15 protein-coding genes are annotated in these 16,296 nt (G+C 59.7%); 6 read left to right on the forward strand and 9 right to left on the reverse strand.

Going from position 1 to position 16,296, the window contains the following annotated elements:
- Window positions 1-8: 8 nt before the first annotated feature.
- Genes ACOQFT_RS20325 through ACOQFT_RS20335 form a run of 3 tightly spaced genes read left to right on the forward strand, consistent with a single transcriptional unit; the run spans window position 9 to window position 2,238 of the window.
- Window positions 9-1,070, forward strand: a complete 1,062-nt coding sequence (locus tag ACOQFT_RS20325) for an Mrp/NBP35 family ATP-binding protein (RefSeq protein ID WP_421599666.1) — start codon at window positions 9-11, stop codon at window positions 1,068-1,070.
- The gene (locus ACOQFT_RS20330) at window positions 1,067-1,759 is read left to right on the forward strand and encodes a DUF4444 domain-containing protein (RefSeq protein ID WP_421599667.1); all 693 of its coding nucleotides are present in this window, start codon (window positions 1,067-1,069) and stop codon (window positions 1,757-1,759) included. The genes ACOQFT_RS20325 and ACOQFT_RS20330 overlap by 4 nt, the downstream gene beginning before the upstream one ends.
- Window positions 1,759-2,238 carry a DUF6505 family protein gene (locus tag ACOQFT_RS20335; RefSeq protein ID WP_421600075.1) on the forward strand — a complete coding sequence of 160 codons (480 nt, stop codon included), beginning with the start codon at window positions 1,759-1,761 and terminating at the stop codon, window positions 2,236-2,238. The genes ACOQFT_RS20330 and ACOQFT_RS20335 overlap by 1 nt, the downstream gene beginning before the upstream one ends.
- Here the strand turns inward: ACOQFT_RS20335 and ACOQFT_RS20340 are convergent.
- From ACOQFT_RS20340 to acs, 8 genes are all read right to left on the reverse strand, one after another.
- Window positions 2,235-2,735, reverse strand: coding sequence for a flavin reductase family protein (locus ACOQFT_RS20340; RefSeq protein ID WP_421599668.1), 501 nt, complete (start codon window positions 2,733-2,735; stop codon window positions 2,235-2,237). The two genes, ACOQFT_RS20335 and ACOQFT_RS20340, sit on opposite strands and share 4 nt — an antisense overlap.
- An 88-nt stretch (window positions 2,736-2,823) precedes the next feature.
- On the reverse strand, window positions 2,824-4,236 hold the full coding sequence (locus ACOQFT_RS20345; protein ID WP_421599669.1) for a PolC-type DNA polymerase III: 1,413 nt from the start codon (window positions 4,234-4,236) through the stop codon (window positions 2,824-2,826).
- 1 nt (window position 4,237) lies between these two features.
- The gene (locus ACOQFT_RS20350) at window positions 4,238-4,756 is read right to left on the reverse strand and encodes a hypothetical protein (RefSeq protein WP_421599670.1); all 519 of its coding nucleotides are present in this window, start codon (window positions 4,754-4,756) and stop codon (window positions 4,238-4,240) included.
- 52 nt (window positions 4,757-4,808) lie between these two features.
- On the reverse strand, window positions 4,809-6,632 hold the full coding sequence (locus ACOQFT_RS20355) for a DUF294 nucleotidyltransferase-like domain-containing protein (protein WP_421599671.1): 1,824 nt from the start codon (window positions 6,630-6,632) through the stop codon (window positions 4,809-4,811).
- Window positions 6,633-6,741: 109 nt separating this feature from the next.
- Window positions 6,742-8,526, reverse strand: coding sequence for a sodium:solute symporter family protein (locus ACOQFT_RS20360; RefSeq protein WP_421599672.1), 1,785 nt, complete (start codon window positions 8,524-8,526; stop codon window positions 6,742-6,744).
- A gap of 15 nt (window positions 8,527-8,541) precedes the next feature.
- Window positions 8,542-8,826 (reverse strand): DUF4212 domain-containing protein, encoded by a 285-nt coding sequence (locus ACOQFT_RS20365; protein ID WP_010439512.1) that lies wholly within the window; start codon window positions 8,824-8,826, stop codon window positions 8,542-8,544.
- Between the two features lie 183 nt (window positions 8,827-9,009).
- On the reverse strand, window positions 9,010-9,693 hold the full coding sequence (locus ACOQFT_RS20370) for an adenylate kinase (RefSeq protein WP_421599673.1): 684 nt from the start codon (window positions 9,691-9,693) through the stop codon (window positions 9,010-9,012).
- A gap of 11 nt (window positions 9,694-9,704) precedes the next feature.
- Window positions 9,705-11,669 carry an acetate--CoA ligase gene (gene acs, locus ACOQFT_RS20375; RefSeq protein ID WP_421599674.1) on the reverse strand — a complete coding sequence of 655 codons (1,965 nt, stop codon included), beginning with the start codon at window positions 11,667-11,669 and terminating at the stop codon, window positions 9,705-9,707.
- A 416-nt stretch (window positions 11,670-12,085) separates the two neighbouring features.
- Here acs and dctP point away from each other — a divergent pair, with 416 nt between their 5' ends.
- The 3 genes from dctP (at window position 12,086) to ACOQFT_RS20390 (ending at window position 15,202) form a co-directional block, all read left to right on the forward strand.
- On the forward strand, window positions 12,086-13,102 hold the full coding sequence (gene dctP / locus ACOQFT_RS20380; protein ID WP_421599675.1) for a TRAP transporter substrate-binding protein DctP: 1,017 nt from the start codon (window positions 12,086-12,088) through the stop codon (window positions 13,100-13,102).
- Between the two features lie 63 nt (window positions 13,103-13,165).
- Window positions 13,166-13,795: a TRAP transporter small permease subunit gene (locus tag ACOQFT_RS20385; protein WP_421599676.1), complete on the forward strand. Its 630-nt coding sequence runs from the start codon at window positions 13,166-13,168 to the stop codon at window positions 13,793-13,795.
- Window positions 13,796-13,798: 3 nt separating this feature from the next.
- Window positions 13,799-15,202, forward strand: a complete 1,404-nt coding sequence (locus tag ACOQFT_RS20390) for a TRAP transporter large permease (RefSeq protein ID WP_421599677.1) — start codon at window positions 13,799-13,801, stop codon at window positions 15,200-15,202.
- A gap of 51 nt (window positions 15,203-15,253) precedes the next feature.
- Here the strand turns inward: ACOQFT_RS20390 and ACOQFT_RS20395 are convergent, their stop codons facing one another.
- A complete protein-coding gene (locus ACOQFT_RS20395) occupies window positions 15,254-16,294 on the reverse strand; it encodes an ornithine cyclodeaminase (protein WP_421599678.1) in 1,041 nt (346 codons plus the stop codon).
- Between the last annotated feature and the right edge of the window lie 2 nt (window positions 16,295-16,296).

Below are 16,296 nucleotides of genomic sequence, written 5' to 3' on the forward strand. Positions count from 1 at the left end.
GTAATGGCATGAGTGTTCGTGACGCGGTTCTGGCGAACCTTAAGAAGATCACCGACCCTGTGTCCGGTCAGGATATCGTCAGTGCGGGTGTTGTGCGCGCGTTGAACGTCGAAGGCGACACGGTGCGATTTGTGCTGGAGATTGACCCCAAATACGCCGAACAGATGGAGCCGGTGCGCGAGACCGCTGAAAAAGCGGCGCAGATGGTGGACGGGGTGGCCAAGGTCTCGGCCATGTTGACCGCGCATTCCGACAAGGCGCCGCCGGATTTGAAGCCCAAGCCGAAGCCCTCGCAAACCGGGCCGCAGGCCGTTCCGGGCGTGGATCGGATCATTGCCGTGGCTTCGGGTAAGGGTGGTGTCGGCAAATCCACCGTTTCGGCCAACCTCGCCTGTGCGCTGGCGGCTGAAGGCCGTCGTGTCGGTCTGTTGGACGCCGATGTTTATGGCCCGTCGCAGCCCCGGATGCTGGGTGTTTCGGGCCGTCCTGCCAGCCCCGACGGCAAAACCATCCTGCCGCTGCGCAATCACGGCGTCACCATGATGTCGATGGGATTGATGACCAACGAAGGGCAGGCGGTTGTCTGGCGTGGTCCGATGCTGATGGGCGCGCTGCAGCAAATGATGAGCCAGGTGCAATGGGGCGCGCTGGACGTGTTGATCGTCGATCTGCCGCCCGGAACTGGGGATGTGCAACTGACGTTAAGCCAGAAGTTTCAGGTAGATGGCGCCATTGTTGTTTCCACCCCGCAGGACGTGGCTCTGATCGACGCCCGCAAGGGGATCGACATGTTCAACCAGCTCAAGACGCCGATCGTCGGAATGATCGAGAACATGTCCACTCATATCTGTTCCAATTGCGGACACGAGGAACATGTGTTCGGTCATGGCGGTGTCGTGTCCGAGGCCGAGGCGCTGGGCGTTCCGCTGCTGGGGGAAGTTCCTCTGCATCTGGATATCCGGGTGGCGGCGGATGGCGGTGCCCCCATCGTTGTCAGCAAACCCGACAGCCCGCAGGCCGAGGCGTTCCGCAAGATCGCCCGCGACATGATCGCCAAGGGCAACGCATGACCCAGCCGGTCTTTCCCCCCTTGTTGTCAGGCCACCCGGTGCAGGGTGGGGAAGACCCGTTCGAGCGTGCGCAAGCCATGGCAGCGCTGGGCTGTGACGCCGGGTTGGTCGTGTACAACATTCAGGCCGACCGGCTGCGGGTGGCGATCATCTTTGCGCCCGAAGTTCCTTTGCGGGATGCCATGGCGATGTTGCCCCTGTGCGCCGTCGGGTTTCAAAATGCGCTGGGCGCGCTGGCCCCGCCCGAGGTCGCGGTGCATCTGGGGTGGGACGGGCTGATCTGCGTGAACGGTGCGAAATGCGGTGAGTTCCGCGTTGTGGCGTCGTCTGGTGACGCTGAGGCCGAACCGGACTGGCTGGTGGTCGGCTGGGACTTGGCGTTGCTGCAAACCAGCGAGGCACCGGGCAAAACGCCGGATGTCACGGCACTGTATGACGAGGGCTGCGCCGAGGTTTCTTCGGTGCAACTGGTCGAAAGCTGGTCGCGGCACATGCTGACCTGGCTCAACCGCTGGCAGGAGGATGGCAATGCGCCCCTGCACGGCGAATGGATGGGCCTGCTGCGCGGTGTCGGCGAACCCTGCGAGACCGGCGTATTTCTGGGCACGGATGAACGGTTCGGGATGCTGACCCGCGATGGGGCCGAAACCCGCCTGCGCCCCCTGACCGAACTGTTGGAGAACGGATGATGAAACTGGCCCGCGCGATCCATTTCGACGAAAGTGACATCAATGTCTTCCATTCCCCGGCCCGGACCGGAGAATGGTGCATCTCGGGCGGGTTTGAGTTTTCAAACTGGGGGCAGGCCGATCTGGAGGGCAAGGCGCGGCAGGCCTTTTCGAACGGCTGGCTGGGGGTCGAGACCTTCGGGCGGGTGACCTTCGTTGCCGTCACCCAGATCGAACAGGCCGAGATGGACCATATCACGCAGAACCTGGCTGAGCATTTCGTACAATTCTACGGCGCACCTTCGGTAGAGGCTGCGTTAGGTGTTGCGCAGACCGAGCTCGCCCATATGGCCGAGCTGTGTGAGGAGCACGCGCCCAATACCCTGCTGACCGTCGCGCGCGAATTGTCCGACACCGGCGTGCATGAGGCGTTTCGCATCATCACACCGCAGGAAACGCAGCTTGAGGCGCTGGCCGTTCACGGCTCGTTGGATGACTAAAGCAGGTCCGCGAATCCGCCGAATTGCCCACGCTTGAAGATCAGGCCCTTGCCGGTGCGGTACATCACCTGTTCGACCTCACCAACCAGGATCAGGTGATCCCCGGCCTCGTGTTTGGCATGAAGCTGGCAGTCGAACCGCGCCAGACAATTGGCCAACTGAGGTCGGCCCTTGTGATCGGTTTCCCAAACGGCATGTGAGAAATCCAACCCGTCGCGCGCAAAACGCAACGCCTGATCTTGCTGTTCCTCGGCCATTACGTGAATGGAATAGTGCTGGCAGGCATTGAAGGAACCGAACCGGTGTGAATCCTTGGCCAGGCACCACAACACCAGCGGCGGGTCCAGCGACACGGATGAAAACGAATTGACGGTAATCGCACGCGGTCCGTTTGCCGAACTGGTCGTGACGACCGTGACCCCGGTTCCGAAACACCCCAGTGCTTCGCGAAACGCGGGGCTTTGATCCGGGGTGGGGGTGAAGGTCTTTTCCGTCATGACGCGCTCGTGCAGTGGCCGGGCATCAGGTGCCACGGCCAACCGGGATTGTCCATGAAAAGCTGAATTCTGTCTGAATATTTTGCGGTTAGTTCAGATCTTCCAGCAGGCGGCCATGCTGCCGCGTGGCCTCAATGACGGCGCCAAAGGTCGTCATGCCGCGTGCCTGCAGCATCGGCAGCATCTTTACCAGCGCCTGCGCAGTAGCAACCGCATCCCCAAGCGCCGTGTGGCGCAGCTCGTGCGGGATGGTGATTTCCAATCGGTCGCACAGAGCATCCAGCGTGTGTTTGTCGCTGGCGCCGAACAGAACGGCGGACAACAGGACTGTGTCCAGAATGGGGTGATCCCATTCTACATCCATACGTTTGGCGTGGCGCCGCAGAAAGGCCATGTCGAAGGGTGCATTATGCGCGACGATCACCGCATCCCGTGCGAACTGGTGAAAGGTGCGCCCGGCCTCGGCAATATCCGGAGCGCCTTCAACCATGCGGTCGCTGACCTTGTGAACCTTGGTCGAGGCCGGTGGGATCGGCATTCCGGGATTGACCAGCATGTCCAGTTTCTCGCCATCGATAATCCTGCCGTTCACCACCCGAACTGCGCCAATCTGGACAATCTCGTCCTTGTGCGGCAGCAACCCGGTGGTTTCGGTGTCAAAGACGACAAAGCACAGATCCTGCAGGGCAAGAGTTTCGAATTGCCCACCGGTCGCGCTGTTCAGCAGGTCGAAATCATAGACCAGAGGCCGCGCGGCCTCGGGTTCGATATTGGCGGCGCTTTCGTCGAAAATCAGCAGGTAACCGGGCGCGTCGCCCAGTGGTTTCATCCGGGCGGAATAGGTTTGCGCGCCGTCGATGCTGATCAGGGTACAGGTGACTTCCAGCCCTGTTTTGCCCAGTTTTTCATAGGCGTCTTGCAGGGCTGTCGGCTGCAGATATTCGAAGAGAGAGGCATTCAGGCGGGGATGTGCGATCTGGGCCAGAACCCCGGCAGCCTGACCGTCGTAGAGAACGATTTTATGGGTCGGACTGGCAAGAACCATCGCCACCGGGATCTCGGTCAACAGTGCCGTCAGCCTTTGCTTCTCGGCGGCCAGATGCGCGGTTTCCGCCGCTACGGCCTCGGCAACGTCCATCGTCTTGCCCGACAATTGATCGGCCAACCCTGCTGCGGCCGGGGCCAGATCGCCCAGATAGCGCGCAGCCTGCATGTCGACATCGGTGCTGACCCCGGCATGAGCGCGGGCGCGCAACTGGGCCGACAAACGTTCGATCGGTTTGGCGACATTATCGTCAAACAGCAGCCACACGCCGACGATCAAACCGACAATACCGAATGCCATGAGGATTTCGGCAAAGATGAAGGCATTTGCCAGAGCCGGATCCGCCGCGCGCCTGTAGCTGATCCACAGCGCCAGAGAGCTGACCGCGACACCCCCAAGGGCCAGCAGGCAGAAGAACAGGAAAATACGTATGCGCAGGCTTAGCCGAGTCAGCATGTCACACTCCGCAGGTTGCCTCGATGATTGGGTCACCGTCACTGACGCTCAGCCAGTCGACATTCAGCAGATGGCCGTCATCGCCGAACTCAACACCGTCGGCCAGGCTGGCGCGGCTGTTCGCGTCGCAATCGACGGCCACCGGAAGTTTCGAAATCGGTGCCCAGCGGCCAAAGAAATACAAGTCCACAAGACGTTGCTGGGGAACCTGTTCGTTGGTGCGGACCGACACCGTATCAATGGCCGCAAACCGGTCGATGAAAGGCACCGCATACGTCCACGGACGATAGAAGGCCCGGCTTTCGACCTCTTGCACGATCTCCATGCCTTCGGGCAGGGTTTCGACGGTGCGGTCATACCAGGAATATTCGCTGGCGATGGTCATGCCGATCATGCCCAGCCCGGCGGCGACCGGGGCCGCCCAGCGGGGCAGGCGGCCGCCTGACAGTTTGTTCACTACCATCACCACACCTGCAAAGGCGAAGCCTGCAAAGATGGTGCCGATCAGTTCCAGAAACATGTGTCTCTCCGAATTTCAGACGTTTGCGTCCGTTTAGCTTTTTTTTTCTGACTTAGCCGAGCATACCTTTGTCATGGCCCACCGCCGATTGCATCGTTTTTACGACAACGAAGGCGTCGCGCAGGTGGCTTCGCTCAAAGTCCGACAAGGCGGATGGAGGAAGGTAATTGTCGGGCTTTTCACCGGATTTGACCAACCTTACCTGATGTTCCAGCCGGGTTTCGGCAATCAGGTCATAGGCGTCAAGAATATCCCGCGCGCCTGCGGGGCTGAGCACTCCGGCGGCTTCGGCGGCTTTCAGGCGGGCGCGGGTGTTGGCCTCGGTCAACTGGCCCTGCAGGCTGTAGACGCGGGCCAGATCGACCACTGGAACCACGCCGTTGTGCTTGAGGTCCAGCGTGTTGCGGTGCTCACCCGAGCGGATGGTGGCGAAGCCGCGCAACAGGCCAAGCGGCGGCGTGTGTTTCAGCGAGTTCGAGATCATATGCGCCACAAAGATCGAATTCGCATTGGCGGCAGCCAGCGTATCGGCCTGAAGATCGGTAAACAGCTCGAATGCGCCGCCGATCGGGCGCAGGTCGAACATGACCGAGGCCAGCATCTGTGCTTCGGGGTTTGGTTTGGCGATCCAGCCCTTGAAATAGTCGCGCCAGACGCGCACCGGCTGACACCAGCGCGGATTGGTCGCCATCATGTCGCCGGGGCAATAGAAGTATCCGCAGGTGTCCAGCCCGTCTGACACGAATTTCGCCAGCTCTGTGAAATAGGCCCTATCCGCGTCGGTTACCCTGTCATCCAGCACCAGACAATTGTCTTGATCCGACACGCCGGTCTGTTCCTGACGCCCTTGCGAGCCGCAGGCCAGCCAAAGATAGGGCACCGGTGGCGGGCCCAGCTTCTTTTCCGCCAATGCCAGCAGTCGCCGGGTGGCGGTGTCGGCAATGTCGGTGATCAGACGGGTTACGATTTCGTGCCGGTTGCCAGCTGCAACCAGCTGCACCAGCAATTGCGGAATTTCGGCGGTGACCTTTGCCATTTCAGCCGCCGAATTGGCAAGGGCGATCTGACGGACCAACTCGGCCGAACTGACGGCCTGATAATGGGTCAGGTCGGTTTGTGTCACGATGCCGACAAGCTTGCCGCCTTCGGCTATTGGGATGTGGCCAATCCCGCGCTCCATCATCACATGCAGCACATCCGAACCGATGTCAGACGGAGACAGAGTGATCGGATCAGCGGTCATGATCGCGGAAACCGGCGTGGTCTCGGGCATGGCATCCGCCACGTATTTGCCCGAGATGTCGCGCAGCGTGGCGATGCCCAGCAGGGTCTCGCCCTCGGTCACGCACAGGCTTGAGATATGCCGGTCACGCATCAGCCGCGCGGCCTCCTGAACTGGCATCGCCGCGGGGCAGGTGGCCGGGTTGCGGGCCATCAGGACATCGATCGAGCTGGTGGCCAGGCTTTGCGGGCCGGGACGCTCGCCGCGCGTGCGGTCAAAGAACCTGGCGACGAAGTCATGGTTGTCGATCAGGTTGCGCACCACAGCCGGAGGCAGAACAAAAAGAACAGCCGGAGTACCGGCGTGCGCATGCGTTGCGGCTTTTCCGTCTTTCAGCAGGCCGCGCTCGCCAAAAGAGTTTCTGAGCCCGAGATGAGAGACTACTGCGCCATTTTCATCGGTGATTTCGACCTGACCTTCGTAGATCAGGAAAACGCCGGGCAGGGTGTGGCCAAGCTGGTAAACGGCAGAACCCTCGTCCACCTCCCAGACCTCGATCTGTTTGGCCAGATCGTCCAGCGTTTCGGGGGGCAGGGCGTCATAGGGGTGTACGGATTTCAGAAACCGGGTGATCTGGTCATGTGAAAGGGGCATCACGAAATCCTGGGTCTTTGGTTGAAAAATCCCGCCCGGTGGTGTGCCGGACGGGAGTAGTAGATCGAAAAATGCGGCACATGGAAGTTAGCCAGATGCCGCATCATGCTCATTTGTTCTGAGCTGCGCCCGCGCCACGGGGAATACGAACGCTTTCGACCAGTTCCACGATCTCCGGCGGGGTCTCTTTTGTCATACCGGCGACAACATATGCGACTGCAAAGTTGATCATCGCACCGATGGCACCGAACGAGGTCGACTTGATCGGACCCAGCAGCGGGTCAGCATCGGTGAACGAGTTGGTGCCCGGAATGAACAGCCAGCCCTTGTGCAGGAAGATGTAGACCAGAGTAACGGTCAGACCTGCCAGCATACCAGCAACCGCGCCGGTGTTGTTGATGCGGGTCGAGAAGATCCCCATCATCAGCGCCGGGAAGATCGAGGCAGCCGCCAGACCGAAGGCCAAGGCCACGGTTTGCGCCGCAAAGCCCGGTGGGTTCAGACCCAGATAGGTTGCAACAACGATTGCTACGGCCATTGCGACCCGTGCCGCCATCAGCTCGCCTTTTTCCGAGATCGACGGGTTGATCGCGCCTTTGACAAGGTCATGGGACACAGCCGACGAAATCGCCAGCAACAGGCCCGCAGCGGTCGACAGGGCAGCCGCAAGACCACCGGCAGCGACCAGACCGATCACCCAACCCGGCAGGTTGGCAATCTCGGGGTTGGCCAAAACCAGGATGTCGCGGTTGAACTTAGTCAGCTCGTTGCCAACCCAGCCTTTTTCTTCCGCGATGACCTGCATGGCTTCGGACTTGTCGTTGTAGTACTGGATCTTGCCGTCGCCGTTCTTGTCTTCCCAATCCAGAAGACCGGTTTTCTGCCAGGTTTTCATCCAGTCGTAACGCGGATCTGTGTCGATTTCCTCGACCGAGACAGCGCCACCTTCGATGCCGCCGTTGGGCCACATCATGTCGGTGATGTTCAGACGGGCCATTGCGCCAACCGCAGGGGCGGTCAGGTACAGCAGAGCGATGAAGACCAGCGTCCAGCCAGCCGACCAACGTGCGTCAGACACTTTCGGCACGGTGAAGAAGCGCATGATCACGTGCGGCAGACCGGCGGTACCGATCATCAGCGACAGCGTGAACAGCACCATGTTCAGCGTGTTCGAGTGGTGCGCCGTATAGTCGGCAAAGCCCAGCTCGGTGACGATCGCGTCCAGCTTGGTCAGCAGGGGTTCACCGCTGGCGGTGTCGCCGAACAGACCCAGGGCCGGGATCGGCGTGCCGGTCAGCTGCAGCGAGATGAAGATCGCCGGGATGGTGTAGGCCGTGATCAGCACGCAGTACTGAGCAACCTGGGTGTAGGTCACACCCTTCATCCCGCCGAACACCGCGTAGGCAAACACGACACAGGCACCGATCAGCAGACCGGATGTGTTCGAGACCTCGAGGAAGCGGCCAAAGGCCACGCCCACGCCGGTCATCTGACCGATAACGTAGGTTACCGACGCGACGATCAGACAGATCACAGCAACGATACGTGCGGTCTGGCTGTAGAAGCGGTCGCCGATGAATTCCGAGACGGTGTATTTGCCGAACTTACGCAGGTAAGGCGCAAGCAGCAGAGCCAGCAGCACGTAACCACCGGTCCAACCCATCAGGAAGGTCGAGTTGTCATAGCCCGTAAAGGCAATCAGGCCCGCCATCGAGATGAACGAGGCCGCAGACATCCAGTCCGCCGCTGTCGCCATGCCGTTGGTGACCGGGTGAACGCCGCGACCGGCGGCGTAGAATTCAGATGTGGAACCCGCGCGGGCCCAGATCGCGATGCCGATGTATAGCGCGAAGGATGCGCCAACAAACAGCAGGTTGATGGTAAACTGATCCATTATCCCCGCTCTCCCTTACTCTTCGTCCACGCCGTGTTCGGCGTCCAGCTTGTTCATGCGCCAGGCGTAGTTGAAGATCAGCACCAGAAAGACCAGAATCGATCCCTGCTGAGCGAACCAAAAGCCCAGATCGGTACCGCCTACGGCGATGCCCGACAGTAGCGGACGCAGCAGGATGCCGAATCCAAACGACACCAGCGCCCAGATCGCGAGGCTGATGTAGATAAGGCGCAGGTTGGCCTGCCAATAGCCCTTGTCGGCTTCGGCAGTCTGCGCGGAGTTTGTTGAATGATCCGCCATTGCGGGTTCCTCCTTGCTTCCTCGTTGGGCGGCCCGTCACCCAACTCCTCCAGTGCGTCGGGCCGCTTCTCGATTGTGCCGAACACCGGTTGGCGTCAGGCAAAACTTCACCGGTCCGCCAAGGCGGGTCCTTTGAAGTATTCCGTTGTAGGATCAAAGCCCTGGGGGGCTTATCTCCTCCCCTTAATTCATGACTTCGCGCACGAGCCCTTGCAGGTCGATTGCGATGTCGTCGATCTGGCCCATGGCGTCGATGCCTTTCAGCACGCCCTGGGTCCGATAGTAGTCAATCAGCGGCGCCGTCTGCGCGTGGTACGCGGCAAGGCGCGAGGCCACGGTTTCCGCATTGTCATCCGCGCGACGCTTGAATTCGGTGTGGCCACACTTGTCGCACTTGCCCTCCTCGGCAGGTTGCTTGAACTGGTCGTGATAGCCTTCACCGCAGCCGGCGCAGGTGTAACGGCCCGAAATACGGATCACCATTTCGGCGTCCTGAACTTCAAGGCTGATCGCGGCGCTGATCTTTTGACCGGCCGATGCCAGCAAACCATCCAGCGCCTCGGCCTGAACCGTGGTGCGGGGAAAGCCGTCCAGAATGACGCCCTTGGCGCAATCTGGTTGGGCCATGCGGTCCCGCAGGATGGCGATGACGATCTCATCACTGACCAGTTCACCGGCTTCCATGACAGCCTTGGCGGCCAGGCCAGCTTCGGTGCCTGCAGCAACTGCTTCGCGCAGCAGGTCACCAGTGCTGAGCTGAACCAGCCCGAACTGGTCTTCCAGCATACGCGCTTGCGTGCCCTTCCCGGCGCCCGGAGGGCCGAGAAGGATCAGAACGGCGGGGGTAGTGGTAGCGGCAGCGTCCATCACATCCTCACTCACTTGTTCGCGCGGTTTGCGATCAGGTCATCGACCACCGACGGATCGGCCAGGGTCGAGGTGTCACCCAGCGAGCCAAAGTCGTTCTCGGCGATCTTGCGCAGGATACGGCGCATGATCTTGCCCGAGCGGGTCTTGGGCAGGCCCGGGGCCCACTGAATTACATCCGGTGAAGCGATCGGACCAATCTCGGTCCGGACCCAGGTGCGCAGCTCTTTCAGCAGCTCATCCGAGGGCTCGCGGTCATTCATCAGAGTGACATAGCAATAGATGCCTTGCCCTTTGATTTCATGGGGATAGCCCACCACGGCGGCCTCGGCCACGGCGGCGTGCGCCACCAGTGCGCTTTCCACCTCGGCCGTGCCCATACGGTGACCCGAGACGTTGATCACGTCATCAACACGGCCGGTGATCCAGTAGTCGCCATCCTCGTCGCGACGGCAGCCGTCGCCGGTGAAGTAATAGCCTTTGTAATCCGAGAAATAGGTCTTCTCGAACCGCTCATGATCGCCCCAGACGGTGCGCATCTGACCGGGCCAGCTGTCCTTGATGCACAGAACGCCTTCGACGCCGTTACCATTAATCTCGACACCCGATTGCGGGTCCAGAACCACGGGTTGAACACCAAAGAAGGGTTTCTGGGCCGAGCCTGGCTTGAGCGCATGGGCGCCGGGCAGAGGAGTCATCATGTGGCCACCGGTTTCGGTCTGCCACCATGTGTCGACGATGGGGCAATTGCCCTTGCCAACCACCTCATTGTACCAGTTCCAGGCTTCAGGGTTGATCGGCTCACCGACTGTACCCAGCAGGCGCAGGTCACTCAGATCGTGCTTTTCCACCCATTCGTTGCCCTGACCCATCAGGGCGCGAATGGCGGTCGGAGCGGTGTAGAACTGGTTGACTTTGTGCTTGGCGCAGACTTCCCAGAAACGACCGGCATCCGGATAGGTCGGGACGCCTTCGAACATGACCGTAGTCGCGCCATTGGCCAGCGGGCCGTAGACGATATAGCTGTGCCCGGTGACCCAGCCTACGTCAGCCGTACACCAGTACACGTCACCTTCGTGGTAGTCGAACGTGATTTCGTGGGTCAGCGCGGCATAAACCAGATAACCGCCAGTGGAGTGAACAACACCTTTCGGCTGACCAGTCGAGCCCGAGGTATAGAGGATGAACAGAGGGTCTTCGGCATTCATCTCAGCGGGTGCGCAATAGTCATCCGCTTCCAGCGCCATTTCGTTGTAATCGTAGTCCCGGCCGGACACCCAGGTGGTTTGACCGCCCGTCCGTTTGACGACCAGGCATTTCACCGTGTCCTTGCAGTGCAGCAGTGCGGCATCCGCATTGGATTTCAACGGCGTTTTGCGGCCACCGCGCGGCGCTTCGTCGGCGGTGATGATAACTTTGGCGTCGCTTCCGTTTACACGTGCGGCAAGAGCATCAGGAGAGAAGCCGGCGAACACGATCGAATGGATCGCACCAATGCGTGCACAGGCCAGCATCGCATAAGCGGCTTCGGGGATCATCGGCAAATAGATGACGACCCGGTCACCTTTGCGCACGCCCATTGATTCCAGAATGTTGGCCATCCGGCAGGTACGGCGGTGCAGTTCGGCATAGGAGATGTGCTGCGCCGCGTCAGACGGATTATCCGGTTCCCAGATGATGGCGGTCTGATCGCCACGTGTTTTCAGGTGCCGGTCCAGACAGTTGGCGGAAACGTTCAGCGTGCCGTCGGCGTACCAGTTGATATTGACCGATCCGACGTCATAGTTGACATCTTTGACCTGGGTGTACGGCTTGATCCAGTCGATCCGCTTGCCTTGCTCATCCCAGAACGCGACGGAATCTTCGATCGAGGCCGTGTACATTTCGTTGTACTTGTCGGCATCGACATGCGCGCGCGCAACGGTTTCGGCGGACGGCGGATAAACGTTGGCATCTGCCTGGGCAGCGGTTGTCATACTGAGGCTCCTCCCTCTGGACTGAAATTTCTGGACCAATACTTGCCCGCGGTACGAGCGCTATTGATCCGTTTCCTCCCCAAGCTGGATAATACGGAGAACTGAAAACAATGAAATAAATTACCGAAATCTCAGCATTTGTTTGTAAAAAAATTTTACCGCCTTGAGCAAATCGGTAAATTTTGGTGACGATGAGTTGAAAAAAGTAATATATAACAAAATTATAGATGTCACGAATATGTCAGGCGCCTCGATGGAGTGGTTTTACATTTTTCTGCACAATCGATTCATCTTTCGGTTGTTAGCGCTTGCGGGCTGCGATGCGGTGGCCTGTCCGGGGTTGGCACATTTCAATGTTGGCGCTAGCTTGAAACTCAAGCGCTTGAACAAGAAGCGCAGCAAAGGGAGAACTCATCATGAAAAAGATATTGAGCGGCGCTGCCGTCGCCGCCTTGGGTGTTGCCTTCGTCTCAGAGGCCGCAGCAACCGAATGGAATGCGTCTGTTTGGGGCAAGCGGCGCGCCTTTACCGAACATGTGGAAAAGTTGGCTGAACTGGTCAGTGAAAAGACCGGTGGCGAGTTCACCATCAATGTCAGCTATGGTGGCCTGTCCAAGCCCAAGGAAAATCTTGACGGGATCGAGATCGGCGCTTTTGAGATGGCCCAGTTCTGCGCCGGCTACCACCGCGACAAGAACCGCGCCATCACGGTGCTTGAACTGCCGTTTTTGGGCGTGAACACTTTGGAAGAAGAGGTGGCCGTCAGCCACGCCGTTTATGATCACCCGGCGGTCAAGGACGAAATGGCGCAGTGGAACGCGCGCATTATCATGACTTCGCCCATGCCGCAGTACAATATCGTTGGCACCGGTGAACCGCGCGATGAACTGGCCGAGTTTGATGGAATGCGCGTCCGCGCCACGGGCGGTCTGGGCCAGGCATTCGAAGCGGTCGGCGGGGTGCCGACCTCGGTTCCTGCAACCGAAGCCTTCAATGCAATGGAATCCGGCGTTGTCGATACGGTCGCCTTTGCCCAGCACGCCCACCTGTCCTTTGGCACCATCAACGAGGCCGATTGGTGGACCGCCAACCTGAACCCCGGCACGGTCAACTGCCCGGTTGTGGTCAATATCGAAGCCTATGAGGCTTTGCCCGCCGAACATCGCGAGGCGCTGAACAGCTCGATCAGCGAAGCGATTGACCACTACCTCGCCAACTACGGCGGGCTGCTTGAGAAATGGGACAGCGTTCTGGACGAAAAGGGTGTTCAGAAAGTTGAGATCGACGACGCCGTGATCGAAGAGTTCCGCACCAAGGCTGCCGATCCGATCCGCGAACAGTGGATTGCGGACATGTCCGCCCAGGGTCTTCCGGCTCAGGATCTTTATGATCTGGTTCAGACAACGCTGAAGCAGCAGCGCGGCGGCAACTGAATGCCAGATCCGGGTGCCTGACCGGGCACCCGGACACCAATACCAAAACAGGGGATCACCGGAATGGCAGGACAGGCCACGGTGCTAGAGGATGGCAGCCACCTCAGTCGGCTGGACCGCCATCTGTTGAAGTTAGAGCGGTTTCTGGCGCTGATCAGCGGTCTGGCAGTTTTCGGGCTGATGGTGCTGGCCGTGATCTCGGTCAGCGGGCGCAACGCGATAAATGCGCCACTGCCGGGCTATGTGGATTGGATCGAGCAGGCCATGCCTTTGATCGCCTTTCTGGGCATTTCCTACGTGCAGCGCAGCGGTGGTCATATTCGCATGGACATCGTCATCTCGCGCCTGCATGGCCGGGCGCTTTGGTTGTTCGAACTGATCTCGGTGATCCTGATCCTTGTGCTGATGCTGGCGCTGGTCTGGGGCGGTTGGTCCCATTTCCTTCGCTCCTTCAGTTTTGACGCGCCAAGGTGGAGCCTGGACAGTTCGATTGACATCAATATTCCGCTGTGGCCTGCCAAGCTGCTGGTGCCGATAGCATTTTCCGTACTGTGCACGCGGCTGGTGCTGCAGGTCTGGGGATATGGACGCGCCTTTGTGTTGGGGCTGGAACACCCGGTGGCGGTACCCCTGATCCAGGACGCGGCCGCTCAGGCCGCCGCCGAAGCCGAGCAATTCGAAGGGCAGGACTAGCGCATGGACTCGATAGACATCGGCCTGTGGGTCACGGGTGGCCTGCTGCTTTTGGTCGTTACGGGAATGCGCGTGGCCTTTGCTGCGGGTCTTGCGGGGTTGGTGGGGCTGATCTGGATTTTCTGGGCCAAGTCCGGGTACGATCCCAGCCGTTTTGGAAAGGCGTTGACGGTCGCGGTCAAAACAGCCGGGCAGGTGCCGCATTCCAAAGTGGCCGCCCATACGCTCAGTCTGATCCCAACCTTCATCCTGATCGGTTATCTGGCCTATTACGCGGGCCTTACCCGCGCGCTGTTCGAAGCTGCCAAACGCTGGGTGGCGTGGGTGCCAGGTGGGCTGGCGGTCTCGACCGTGTTTGCAACCGCCGGGTTTGCCGCAGTGTCGGGCGCGTCGGTCGCCACCTCTGCAGTTTTTGCCCGCATCGCCATCCCCGAGATGCTGAGCGTCGGCTACAACAAGCAATTCGCTGCCGGCGTGGTCGCCGCCGGGGGTACGCTGGCTTCGCTGATCCCACCATCGGCCATCCTTGTGATCTACGCCATCATCGTTGAACAGGACGTGGGCAAGTTGCTGTTGGCTGGTTTCATTCCGGGCGCATTCTCGGCGGTGATTTATGGTTTGCTAATCGTCGGCATCGCTGTGTTCTTTAAATCCGTCGGCCCTCCGGTCACGGGTTTTACCTGGAAACAGCGCTTCGCCTCTTTGCCCGGAGCTTTCCCCATCGTTGCGGTGATCCTGATCATCATCTGCTTTGTCTATAACCCGTTTGGCGAAAAAGCCTGGGGCACGCCGACCGAAGGCGGTGCTATCGGAGCATTCATCGTGTTCTGCTTTGCCCTGTTTCACGGAATGCGGTGGGCCGAGTTGAAATCCGCACTTCTGGAAACCGCCAAGCTGACGGCGATGATCTTTACGATCATCTGGGGCGTTTTGATCTATGTTCGGTTTCTTGGATTCGCCGACCTGCCGGGGGCGTTTTCGGACTGGATCACTTCTTTGGATATGTCCCCGATGCTGATCCTGATCTGCATCCTGCTGGCCTATGCTGTGCTGGGCATGTTCATGGACGCGATTGGAATGCTGTTGCTGACATTGCCCGTGGTCTACCCAGCGGTAATGGCCCTCAACGGAGGGGAAGCGGTCAGCGCCGCAGAGAGCACATTCGGAATGTCCGGCCCGATGTGCGCGATCTGGTTTGGGATATTGGTGGTCAAAATGGCCGAGTTCTGTCTGATCACGCCGCCCATCGGTCTGAACTGCTTTGTGGTCGCTGGTGTGCGCCCGGACCTGAGCGTTCAGGACGTGTTCAAAGGTGTAACCCCGTTCTTCATCGCGGACGGAGTAACCATTGCGCTGCTTGTGGCGTTCCCAGGCATCGTTCTTTACCTGCCGTCCCTGGCCGGATAGAAAAAGCCCCCGGGGTTAACCGGGGGCGAGGTACTGCTATTTGCGGGTTCTTTAGCTTGCCCGCATCAGCATCCCATACAGATCGCGCGGGTCATCCGGGTCTGCCAGCATGTCCAAAGGTTCAAAGAAGTCAGTGCTTTCGATGGCAGTCTTTATGTACCGCAGAGCCGAGAAGTCCTCGATCGCAAAGCCCACGCTGTCGAACAAGGTGATCTGACGATCGTCGCGGCGACCCTCGGCCTGTCCGGTCATGACCTGCCACATCTCGGTCACAGGGTGGTCGTCATCCAGCGCCTGAATTTCACCTTCGACCCGAGTTTGTTCCGGGTATTCAACAAAAATGTCCGAGCGCAAGAGGATATCGCGGTGCAGTTCCGTCTTGCCCGGGCAGTCGCCGCCAATGGCGTTGATGTGCACGCCGGGGCCAACCATGTTGTCGGTCAGGATCGTGGCATTTTTCTTGTCAGCCGTGCAGGTTGTGATGATGTGCGCGCCTTCAATGGCCTCTTCGGGGGTTGAGCAGGGTACGATGGTCAGACCGGCTCCCTGCAGGTTGGCGGCGCATTTCCTGGTGGCGTTGCTGTCAGTGTCATAAAGACGCACAGTGGTGATCCCGCACATTGCCTTGAAAGCCAAACATTGGAATTCAGACTGTGCGCCGTTGCCGATCATGGCCATGACCGAGGATGACTTGGGCGCCAGATAGCTGCCGACCAGCGCCGAGGTTGCCGCTGTTCGCAGCGCGGTCAGCATCGTCATTTCGGTCAGCAGGGTGGGGTATCCGGTGTAGACATCCGCCAGCAGACCAAAGGCGGTCACCGTCTGTAATCCTTCGGACGTGTTCTTGGGGTGGCCGTTGACGTATTTGAAGCCGTAAGCCTCACCATCCGAGGTCGGCATCAGTTCGATCACGCCATGCGGTGAGTGTGCGGGAATGCGCGGGGTCTTATCAAAGCTTTCCCAGCGTTTGAAATCGGATTCGATCTGGGCTGCGATCTGGGTGATCATCCGTTCGACCCCGACATGGTGCACCAGACGCATCATGTTGTCGACGGACACGAAGGGCACAAGCGCCTTGTCAGAAGGTTGCATCG

Source organism: Ruegeria sp. MALMAid1280 (genome assembly GCF_049195285.1).
Lineage (GTDB): Bacteria > Pseudomonadota > Alphaproteobacteria > Rhodobacterales > Rhodobacteraceae > Ruegeria.